Below are 9,410 nucleotides of genomic sequence, written 5' to 3'. Positions count from 1 at the left end.
GCGGATGCCTCGTTCTCGCTGTTCACCCTCGGCACGCCCGACGGCAGCACCGAGCTCTTCTCGGTCCGCGTGCCCTACCTCCTCTCATTCCTCTCGACGCATACGTTCGACGGCTGCGTCGAGGGGAGCATCCGCGGTCGTGCGGGATGACGGCGCGGCCGAGGCATCCGTCGCGGCTGCGGCATCCGTCGTCGTGGTCTCGGAGCGGCGGGCGAGGATGCGACTCATGCGCGGACCCCTTCGGTGACGAGCGACTTGTCGAACGCGTGGATGCCGATCTGCTCGGCGGGCAGTGCCGGGTCGAACCGGGGCGTGTAGCCGCTCGCCAGGTAGAGGGCGACGGCCTCGGGCTGGCGGGGGCCGGTCGTGAGCGTGACGGCCGTGTAGCCGCGGTGCCGTGCGGCCGCCTCGAGCTCGGCGACGACGCGGCGGCCCAGGCCGCGGCCTCGGTGCTCGGGATGCGTCCAGACCCGCTTCAGCTCGGCGGTCCGGTCGTCGTAGCGCTTGAAGGCTCCCCCGGCGACGGGCTCGCCGTCCTCGAGGATGACCAGGAAGGCGCCGTACGGCGGGGCGAAGTCCGAGGCGGGGTACCGGTTCAACTCGGTGCTGGCCCGCTCGCCGAAGAACTCGCCGTAGCGGCCGTCGTACTCGCGCTCGAGGTCGGCGAGCAGGGGCTTCGCCAACGCGTCGTCCGCGCTCACGTACCGCACGCTCAACTGGGTGGTCATCGCTCGCTCCGTCCTCTTCGGTTCGTTCCCGCCGCCGCGATCGGCGCCGGTGATTCGAAGCTAGGGAGCGATGCGGGGTCGGGCAATGCGACGATTCACGCGGCGACCGATAGCGTCACTCCGCGTCATTGCGGCGGGAAGAGGGGCGGAATTCCGGGCTCCGGCGGCCGCAACATGACGAATTCCGTCGCGGGCATGTGTCGTACTCCTACGCGCGACGATGCCGCGTGCCGCCGTCGACGACTCAGACGAGGTCGCGGGCGTAGCAGTGCGAGAAGGTGATCGCGTCGTAGGGCGGGTACACCGGGATGGGGCGATAGCCGAGCCACTCGTAGAGGCGGATCGCCTCGGGCTGGCGGTGGCCGGTCTGCAGGATGAGGCGGGTGCCGCCCTGCTCGACGACGAGGCGCTCGATCTCGGTGATCAGCGCCCGCGAGACGCCGCGGCCGCGTGCGGCCGGCAACGTGACGACGCGCTTCAGCTCCCACTCCTGCCCGAGGCGTCGGAGCGCCGCGTGGCCGACCGGGACTCCGTCGACCGAGGCGATGAGCGTGGCGACGATGTCGTCGGGATCGATGGCCAACGCGCTCGAGATGGCGGCGACCGTGGCGGGATCGAACTCGGCGACGTCGGCGGCGTACCGCGGCCCGATCTCGTCGTCCATCGCGGCGCGCAGCGCCACGGCGCGCGAATCGTGCCAGTCGACGCGTTCGAGCTCGACGCGTTCGATCTGCACGCGGTCGAGCTCGACGGGGTCGGCACCGGCAGCGTGGTCGGCGAGCGAACGGCGGTCGGTCATGCGTGCTCCAGGTCAGGTGGTGGCGAACCGGCCGAGGCGGAAGACGCCCGGCGCCCGGCGCCCGTCGGCGAGGTCGGCGAGGATGCGGCCGACCGCGGGAGTGAACTTGAATCCGTGCCCCGAGAAGCCCGCCCCCACGGCGACCGGGCCCGACGCGTCGAGCACGAACGTCGAGTCGGGCGTCGTCGTGTAGGTGCAGCTGATCGCCGCTGCGACCTCGGCGTCGACGCCGGGCAGCCATTCGCGGGCGTAGCGACGCAGCGCCGCGAACTGCACCGGCTCGGCTTCGTAGTCGCGCAGGTCGGGATCGACGACCGGGCCGACGCCGTGCCATCCGGCCTTCACGCCCTCGCCGGGCGTGAGCATGCCGTAGGTGCCCGAGTACCACCACTCGTCGCCCGGACCCGGGTGGTGGTTGAAGCCGGGCCACCTGATCGTGTCGTCGCTCACGGCGAAGTGGGCGGGCTGCTCCTGCGTCACGACGAGGTGCTCGCCCGCGTCTTCGGGGTGCTCGAGAGCCTCGTGGCGGTGTCGATCGGCATCGGCGCCGTCGTCGCCTCGGCGCTGGTCGAGTGGTTCGGGGTGCAGGCCGCGCTCATCGCGATCGGGCTGGTGTGCCCGATCCTCGCGCTGGCAGCGCTGCGGAGGCTCCGGGGCATGGACCGCTCGGTCGACAGCCTCGACGTCGACATCGCCCTGCTCCGCAAGGTCCCCATGCTCCGCCCGCTTCCCCTGCCGTCCATCGAGCAGCTCGCGCGCGGCCTCGAGCCGGTCGCCGTCCCGGCGGGCTCGGCGGTGTTCACCCAGGGCGACGTCGGCGACCGGTACTACGTCATCGCGTCCGGCGACGCCGACGTCGTGGGCGACGGCCGGGTGGTGGCGACGCTCGGCCCGGGCGAGGGCTTCGGCGAGATCGCGCTGCTCCGTCGCACCCGTCGCACGGCCAGCGTGGTGGCGAGGAGCCCACTCGAGCTGCAGTCGCTCGGCTCGGAGCACTTCCTGCCGGTGGTCCTCGGCTACACCCCGAGCGCCACCGAGGCCGCGTCGACGGTCGAGGACCTGCTGCACCGCTACGAGCCGACGGAGCCGCACGGGGAACCGCCTCCGCCCGCGCCCTGAACCCGCCCCTGGGGACGGGTTCATTGTGCGGCGGCCCCTTTGATGCGACCCTTGGGCATGGAATCCGGCCGTGCGGTCCTGCTCATCGCCGACATCGGTGGCTACACCGAGTACATGAGCACCCATCGGATGAGCCTTGCGCACGCCGAGGTCAACACCGCGCGGATGCTCGACAAGATGATCGATGCCGCCCCGGGCTTCGATCTCATCGAGATCGAGGGTGACGCCGCCTTCCTCTCGCGGCAGGCCGACGACGGTGACACGGATGCCGCGGTCGACGACATCCTCGACGCCGCCGTCGCCATGCACCGGGCCTTCCACCTCGAGCGCCGGTACGTCGCGGCGAACCTGTGCCCCTGCAACGGGTGCAAGGGCGCCGCCGACCTCAAGCTCAAGTTCGTCGCGCACGTCGGCGACGTGGCCATCCAGACCATCCGCGACCGGGTCAAGCTCGTCGGGATCGACGTCATCCTCGTCCATCGCCTTCTGAAGAACCCGGTCGGGATCCCCGAGTACGTCCTCCTCTCCGAGGAGCTGTACCGCACCGGGGAGGACGCGATGCGCGGCCCCGTGCACGAGGTCGAACCCGAACTCGAGGGATTCGGGCCGGTGCACGCGTACTTCGTCGACGTGGGCGACCTCGACGGCTCGGCGGCCCCCTTGCCCGCGCCATCCCTCGGCGGCCGCCTCGGGCGCACCTTCGCGGCGGCAGGCAAGGGCCTGCCGTACATGGTGGGGCTCAAGGAGTATCGCGCCGCGGCATCCGCCGGCTGAGCAGCCCTCAGCGGCCGTGTACATGGCTCCTTCAGCGCTGCTGAGCAGCCCTCAGCGAACACGTGGCCTGCATCCAGCATCGCGACGGTAGCCTTGCAGCACCATGAACATGAAGAAGATCCTGCGCGGGCCGATCATCTACATCCTGCTCGCGATCGTCGCCGTGTGGATCGGATCGAGCCTCATCACCGCCTCCGGCTTCAAGGAGGTCTCGACCCAGGAGGGCCTCGAGCTCCTCAGCGACGGCAAGGTGGCCTCGGCGAAGATCGTCGACGGCGAGAACCGCGTCGATCTCACGTTGGCCAAGCCCGACGACGAGCTCGGGTCGCAGGTGCAGTTCTACTACGTCACGCCTCGCGGCGAAGACGTCGTGAACGCGGTCGACGCGGCGAACCCGAAGGACGGCTTCAACGACGAGGTGCCCCAGCCGAACTGGTTCCTCTCGATGCTCGGCATCCTGCTCCCGCTCGTGCTGATCGGCCTCTTCTTCTGGATCATGCTCTCCGGCATGCAGGGCGGCGGCAACCGCGTCATGCAGTTCGGCAAGTCCAAGGCCAAGCTCGTCTCCAAGGAGAGCCCCAAGGTCACCTTCGACGACGTCGCCGGCGCCGACGAGGCCATCGAGGAGCTGCAGGAGATCAAGGAGTTCCTCAAGGAGCCCGCGAAGTTCCAGGCCGTCGGTGCCCGCATCCCCAAGGGCGTGCTGCTCTACGGCCCTCCCGGAACCGGCAAGACCCTCCTCGCGCGCGCCGTCGCCGGCGAGGCGGGCGTGCCGTTCTACTCGATCTCGGGTTCCGACTTCGTCGAGATGTTCGTCGGCGTCGGCGCGAGCCGCGTGCGCGACCTGTTCGACCAGGCCAAGCAGAACGCGCCGGCCATCATCTTCGTCGACGAGATCGACGCCGTCGGCCGGCACCGCGGTGCGGGCCTCGGCGGCGGACACGACGAGCGCGAGCAGACGCTGAACCAGTTGCTCGTCGAGATGGACGGCTTCGACCCGAAGACCAACGTCATCCTCATCGCGGCGACGAACCGCCCCGACATCCTCGACCCGGCACTGCTGCGCCCCGGTCGGTTCGACCGCCAGATCGGCGTCGACGCGCCCGACCTCAAGGGCCGCCAGCGCATCCTCGAGGTGCACTCGATGGGCAAGCCGCTCGCCAAGGGCGTCGACCTCGAGGTGCTCGCGCGCAAGACGCCCGGCTTCACCGGTGCCGACCTGGCCAACGTGCTCAACGAGGCCGCCCTGCTCACCGCGCGCTCGAACGCCCAGCTCATCGACAACCGCGCCCTCGACGAGGCCGTCGACCGCGTCATCGCCGGTCCGCAGCGCCGCACGCGCGTCATGAAGGACAAGGAGAAGCTCATCACGGCCTACCACGAGGGCGGACACGCCCTCGCCGCGGCGGCGATGAACTACACCGACCCCGTGACGAAGATCACGATCCTGCCGCGCGGTCGCGCCCTCGGCTACACGATGGTGCTGCCGCTGGAAGACAAGTACTCGATCAGCCGCAACGAGCTGCTCGACCAGCTGACGTACGCGATGGGCGGCCGCGTCGCCGAGGAGATCGTGTTCCACGACCCCTCGACCGGCGCCTCGAACGACATCGAGAAGGCCACGTCGACCGCACGGAAGATGGTCACCGAGTTCGGCATGAGCGCGAACGTCGGCGCCGTGAAGCTCGGCCAGTCGCAGGGCGAGGTCTTCCTCGGCCGTGACATGGGCCACCAGCGCGACTACTCCGAGGAGATCGCCGAGCGGGTCGACGCCGAGGTGCGGTCGCTCATCGAGCAGGCGCACGACGAGGCCTGGCAGGTGCTCAACGACAACCGCGACATCCTCGACCACCTGGCGGCCGAGCTGCTCGAGCACGAGACCCTCGACCACAACCAGATCGCCGAGATCTTCAAGGACGTGAAGCGCCTGCCCGAGCGGCCCCTCTGGCTCTCGAGCGACCGCCGCCCCGTCTCCGACCGCCCGCCGATCGCCTTCCCCACCGCGAAGGCGCCGATCGACCAGGGCGCCGTCGACGGCGGCGTGGACTCGGGCGACACGCCTCTGGAGGAGCCGGCCGCGTCGCGCGCCTCGCGCTCGAAGCCGCGCCCCGCGACGGCGTAGTCGACCGACCCGAAGAGGGGGTGCCATGGCCGGTGTCGACACCGGGCGCATCGAGCGCGCCGTGCACGAGATCCTGCTCGCGATCGGCGAGGACCCGGCGCGTCCGGGGCTCGAGCGCACCCCCCAGCGCGTCGCCGAGGCCTACGCCGACTTCTTCGGCGGACTCCACGTCGACCCGCTGAGCCACCTCGCCGACAGCGTGCCCATCGGGGCGACGGATGCCGGCGTGCCGGCCACGTCCGACGCCGTCGTGCTGCGCGACCTCGCGTTCCGGTCGGTGTGCGAGCACCACCTCCTGCCGTTCGTCGGCACCGCACACGTGGCCTACCTGCCCGGCGACCGGGTCGTCGGGCTCGGTCGCATCCCCGCCGTGATCGAGACGCTCGCGGCGCGGCCGCAGCTGCAGGAGCGGCTCGCCGAGGAGATCGCCGACACCCTCCAGACGGGCCTCGACCCCAAGGGCGTGCTCGTCGTGCTCGACGCCCAGCACCGTTGCGTCACCACGCGGGGCTCTCGGCAGGAGCGCAGCTCGACGATCACGATCGCGAGCCGCGGCGCGCTGGCCGAGCCGGCCGCGCGCAGCGAGATCATCGCGCTCATCGGAGCCTCCGAACGTGACTGAGCCGGTGCCCACGCTGGTGATGGGCGTCGTCAACGTGACGCCCGACTCGTTCAGCGACGGTGGGCGTTGGTTCGACGCCGACGCGGCCATCGCCCACGGCCTCGAGCTCGCCGCCCAGGGCGCCGACGTGCTCGACGTCGGTGGCGAGTCCACGCGTCCGGGGGCCGCACGCGTCGAGCCCGACGAGGAGCTGCGCCGAGTGGTGCCCGTCGTGCGCGAACTCGCCGGCCGCGGCATCCGGGTCAGCGTCGACACGATGCGGGCGGCCACCGCCGTCGCCGCCGTCGAGGCGGGCGCGGAGATCATCAACGACGTGTCGGCCGGACTCGCGGATGCCGCGATGGCCCCGATCGTGGCCGAGACGGGCGCCCACTACGTGGCGATGCACTGGCGCGGGCACTCCGATCGCATGGACTCGCTCGCCGAGTACCGCGATGTGGCGACCGAGGTGCGCGACGAGCTGGCGGCCCGCGTCGACGCCCTCGTCGCCGCGGGCGTGGCGTCCGACCGGGTCATCCTCGACCCCGGCCTCGGCTTCGCCAAGCGCGGCGCGCAGAACTGGGAGCTGCTCGCGCGTCTCGACGTGCTCGGCGAGCTGGGCCTGCCCATCCTGGTCGGCGCGTCCCGCAAGCGGTTCGTGGGAGCCCTGCTCCCCGAGGGAGCTCCGATGGAGGACCGCGACCTGCCGACCGCCGTCATCAGTGCCCTGTCCGCACAGGCCGGCGCCTGGGGCGTCCGCGTGCACGACGTGCGCGGCACCCGGCGGGCGCTCGACGTCCTCGGAGCGTGGCAGAGTGGACGACGTGGCTAGGACGCGCGACCGCATCACCCTCACCGGCGTGCGCGTGCGCGCGCACCACGGCGTCTTCGACTTCGAGCGCGAGCAGGGGCAGGAGTTCGTGATCGACGTGTCGGTCGCGGTCGACCTCGCCGCCGCGGCATCCGGCGACGACCTCGGCAGCACCGTGCACTACGGCGAGCTCGCCGAGGCGGTGGTCGCCGCCGTCGAGCGCGACCCGGTCGACCTCATCGAGACGGTCGCCGAGCGCGTGGCCGCCGTCGCACTGGGCTACCCGGCGGTCGAGGAGGTCGAGGTCACGGTGCACAAGCCCGAGGCGCCCATCTCGGTGCCCTTCGCCGATGTCGCGGTCACCGTCGTGAGGGGCCGCGCATGAGCCGCGCCGTCATCGCCTTCGGCGCCAACCTCGGCGACCGCGAGGCCACGATCGCGTCGGCGACCCGCACACTGGCGGAGTCCCCAGGCGTCGAGCTCGTGGCGGTGTCGCCCGTGTACGAGACCGCGGCCATCACCGATGCCGGTGTCGACTCCGAGGCGCCGGGCTACCTCAACGGCGTGCTCGTGATCGAGACCGCGCTCGCGCCGCTCGACCTGCTCGACCTCCTGCAGGCCATCGAGACCGAGCACGGCCGTGTGCGCACGACGCACTGGGGCGACCGCACCCTCGACCTCGACCTCGTCGACGTCGACGGCATCGAGCTCGCGAGCGAACGGCTCACGCTGCCGCATCCGCGCGCCTGGGAGCGGGCGTTCGTGCTGCAGCCGTGGCTCGACGTCGACCCCGACGCCGTGCTCGCCGGTCGCGGGCCGGTCGCCGTCCTCCGCCGCGACGCGCGCGACGAGGTGGTGCGCCGATGAAGCGCACCCACGTGTCGACGATCGTCGCGTTCGTGCTCGCCGGCGTCGTGGCGGGCTACCTCATCGATCTCGCCATCGTCTCCGCCGGTGCGAACGCCATCGTGCCGCCGCTGTCGCTGCCCATCACGCTCACCGGTGTCGGGGCGCTCGTCGTGGCGTTCGCGTGGCCGGTGCGGCGGGCGGTCAAGGGCAAGGCGACCAAGCATCTCGACCCGTTCCGAGCGATGCGCACGGCCGTGCTGGCGAAGGCGTGCAGCCTGAGCGGGTCGCTCGTGTTCGGGTTCGGCCTCGGCATCACGGTGTTCCTCCTCACGCGAAGCGTGGTGCCGTCCGCCGAGACGGTCTGGGTCGCGTTCGCCACGGCGATCGGGGCCGGCCTCCTGCTCGTCGGCGGCCTCGTCGCCGAGGCGTTCTGCACCCTTCCCCCCGACGAGCCCGAGACCGAGAAGGAAGGGCACGTGCATGCCTGAGATCCGCGACGACGCCAACGGCGGCGAGGCGACGACAGCGGTCGAGCCTGCTGCGCCGGCCGACACCGGCTGGCTGCGCGTCTCGCCGAAGTACATCGTGGTCGAGGTCGTCGGATCGCTGATCGGCATGGTCGTGTTCGTCGGCGCCTTCACCATCGCCTACCTGCTCTGGGGCCAGTGGTGGGCGCTCTGGGCGGCCATCGTCATCGGCGTCGCGTCGCTCGTGGGCATCGCCTTCGAACCGCGTCGCGTGCGCTCCATCGGCTACCGGCTGCGTGAAGACGACCTGCTCTTCCGTCGCGGGATCATGTTCCAGCGGCAGGTCGCGGTGCCCTACGGCCGCATGCAGCTCGTCGACATCACCCGCGGACCCGTGGCCCGCGCGCTCGGCCTCGCCGACCTCAAGTTCGTGACGGCCGCGGCGTCGACGGCGGTGACGGTTCCCGGCCTCCCGATGGAGGAGGCCGACCGGCTGCGCGACGAGCTCGTCGCGCTCGCCGAGACGCGCCGGGCGGGGCTGTGACCGCACCGGTCCGGCAGCCGCCGGTCACGAACCTCGCCGACGGCGAGTGGCACCGACTGCACCCGGCGAGCCCGCTGCTGCGCGGCGGCCTGGTGTTCATCGCGGTGCTCGGCTTCATCATCGCCAACCTCCGCGAGCGCGTCGTCGACATGTTCCTCGTGCTCTTCGCGCCCGACCTCGACGACGGCCTCGACGTGCAGGTCGAGCAGTGGCAGGGCGACTGGGCGAACGACCCGATCGGCGGCATCGTGACGAACGGGCTCGTCGGCTGGGCCGTGCTCGCCGTCGCACTCGTGATCGTCGCGGTGATCATCGGATTCTGGCTGTCGTGGCGCATGCACACGTTCCGCATCACCGACGAGGCGGTGGAGGTGCGCAGCGGCATCCTGTTCCGCTCGCATCGCAGCGCCAGGCTCGACCGCATCCAGGGCATCAACGTCACGCGTCCGCTGTTCGCTCGCCTGTTCGGCACGGCCAAGCTCGAGGTCTCGGTGGCGGGGCAGTCGGCCAACGTGCAGCTCGCCTACCTCGGGTCGGCCCTCGCCGACGGCCTGCGCGCCGACGTGCTGCGGCTGGCCTCGGGCGCGCGCGCCGAG

12 protein-coding genes and 1 pseudogene are annotated in these 9,410 nt (G+C 71.5%); 10 read left to right on the top strand and 3 right to left on the bottom strand.

The genetic code is table 11. The features are described from left to right. Positions 1–224: 224 nt before the first annotated feature. The 3 genes and pseudogenes from GH736_RS11535 to GH736_RS24990 all read right to left on the bottom strand — a co-directional run. Positions 225–782: a GNAT family N-acetyltransferase gene (locus GH736_RS11535; RefSeq protein WP_268891239.1), complete on the bottom strand. Its 558-nt coding sequence runs from the start codon at positions 780–782 to the stop codon at positions 225–227. Between the two features lie 190 nt (positions 783–972). Further along, the gene (locus tag GH736_RS11530; RefSeq protein WP_159603358.1) at positions 973–1,527 is read right to left on the bottom strand and encodes a GNAT family N-acetyltransferase; all 555 of its coding nucleotides are present in this window, start codon (positions 1,525–1,527) and stop codon (positions 973–975) included. A gap of 12 nt (positions 1,528–1,539) precedes the next feature. Continuing rightward, positions 1,540–2,013: pseudogene (locus GH736_RS24990) on the bottom strand (FAD-dependent oxidoreductase); the annotation flags it as partial. Positions 2,014–2,184: 171 nt separating this feature from the next. Here GH736_RS24990 and GH736_RS11520 point away from each other — a divergent pair. The 10 genes from GH736_RS11520 to GH736_RS11480 form a co-directional block, all read left to right on the top strand. Then, positions 2,185–2,646, top strand: a complete 462-nt coding sequence (locus GH736_RS11520; protein ID WP_328596842.1) for a cyclic nucleotide-binding domain-containing protein — start codon at positions 2,185–2,187, stop codon at positions 2,644–2,646. A 57-nt stretch (positions 2,647–2,703) separates the two neighbouring features. Next, a complete protein-coding gene (locus GH736_RS11515; RefSeq protein ID WP_159603354.1) occupies positions 2,704–3,420 on the top strand; it encodes a DUF2652 domain-containing protein in 717 nt (238 codons plus the stop codon). Between the two features lie 103 nt (positions 3,421–3,523). Then, positions 3,524–5,542, top strand: coding sequence for an ATP-dependent zinc metalloprotease FtsH (gene ftsH / locus GH736_RS11510; RefSeq protein WP_159603352.1), 2,019 nt, complete (start codon positions 3,524–3,526; stop codon positions 5,540–5,542). A gap of 25 nt (positions 5,543–5,567) precedes the next feature. After that, the gene (gene folE / locus GH736_RS11505; RefSeq protein ID WP_159603350.1) at positions 5,568–6,164 is read left to right on the top strand and encodes a GTP cyclohydrolase I; all 597 of its coding nucleotides are present in this window, start codon (positions 5,568–5,570) and stop codon (positions 6,162–6,164) included. A 19-nt stretch (positions 6,165–6,183) separates the two neighbouring features. Beyond that, a complete protein-coding gene (gene folP / locus GH736_RS24540) occupies positions 6,184–6,975 on the top strand; it encodes a dihydropteroate synthase (protein WP_203230732.1) in 792 nt (263 codons plus the stop codon). Further along, positions 6,968–7,339: a dihydroneopterin aldolase gene (gene folB / locus GH736_RS24535; RefSeq protein ID WP_203230731.1), complete on the top strand. Its 372-nt coding sequence runs from the start codon at positions 6,968–6,970 to the stop codon at positions 7,337–7,339. The genes folP and folB overlap by 8 nt, the downstream gene beginning before the upstream one ends. After that, positions 7,336–7,821 carry a 2-amino-4-hydroxy-6-hydroxymethyldihydropteridine diphosphokinase gene (folK, locus tag GH736_RS11495; RefSeq protein WP_159603346.1) on the top strand — a complete coding sequence of 162 codons (486 nt, stop codon included), beginning with the start codon at positions 7,336–7,338 and terminating at the stop codon, positions 7,819–7,821. The genes folB and folK overlap by 4 nt, the downstream gene beginning before the upstream one ends. After that, on the top strand, positions 7,818–8,291 hold the full coding sequence (locus tag GH736_RS11490; protein ID WP_159603344.1) for a DUF3180 domain-containing protein: 474 nt from the start codon (positions 7,818–7,820) through the stop codon (positions 8,289–8,291). The genes folK and GH736_RS11490 overlap by 4 nt, the downstream gene beginning before the upstream one ends. After that, positions 8,284–8,814, top strand: a complete 531-nt coding sequence (locus GH736_RS11485) for a PH domain-containing protein (RefSeq protein WP_159603342.1) — start codon at positions 8,284–8,286, stop codon at positions 8,812–8,814. Before GH736_RS11490 ends, GH736_RS11485 begins: the two co-directional genes overlap by 8 nt. Beyond that, on the top strand, positions 8,811–9,410 hold a 600-nt coding region (locus tag GH736_RS11480), incomplete at its 3' end, for a PH domain-containing protein (protein ID WP_159603340.1). The genes GH736_RS11485 and GH736_RS11480, both read left to right, overlap by 4 nt.

It is taken from the genome of Agromyces humi (assembly GCF_009720255.1).
Lineage (GTDB): Bacteria > Actinomycetota > Actinomycetes > Actinomycetales > Microbacteriaceae > Agromyces > Agromyces humi.
Note: the sequence above shows the minus strand (reverse complement) of the source record. Positions and strands in the feature narration are given on the sequence as shown.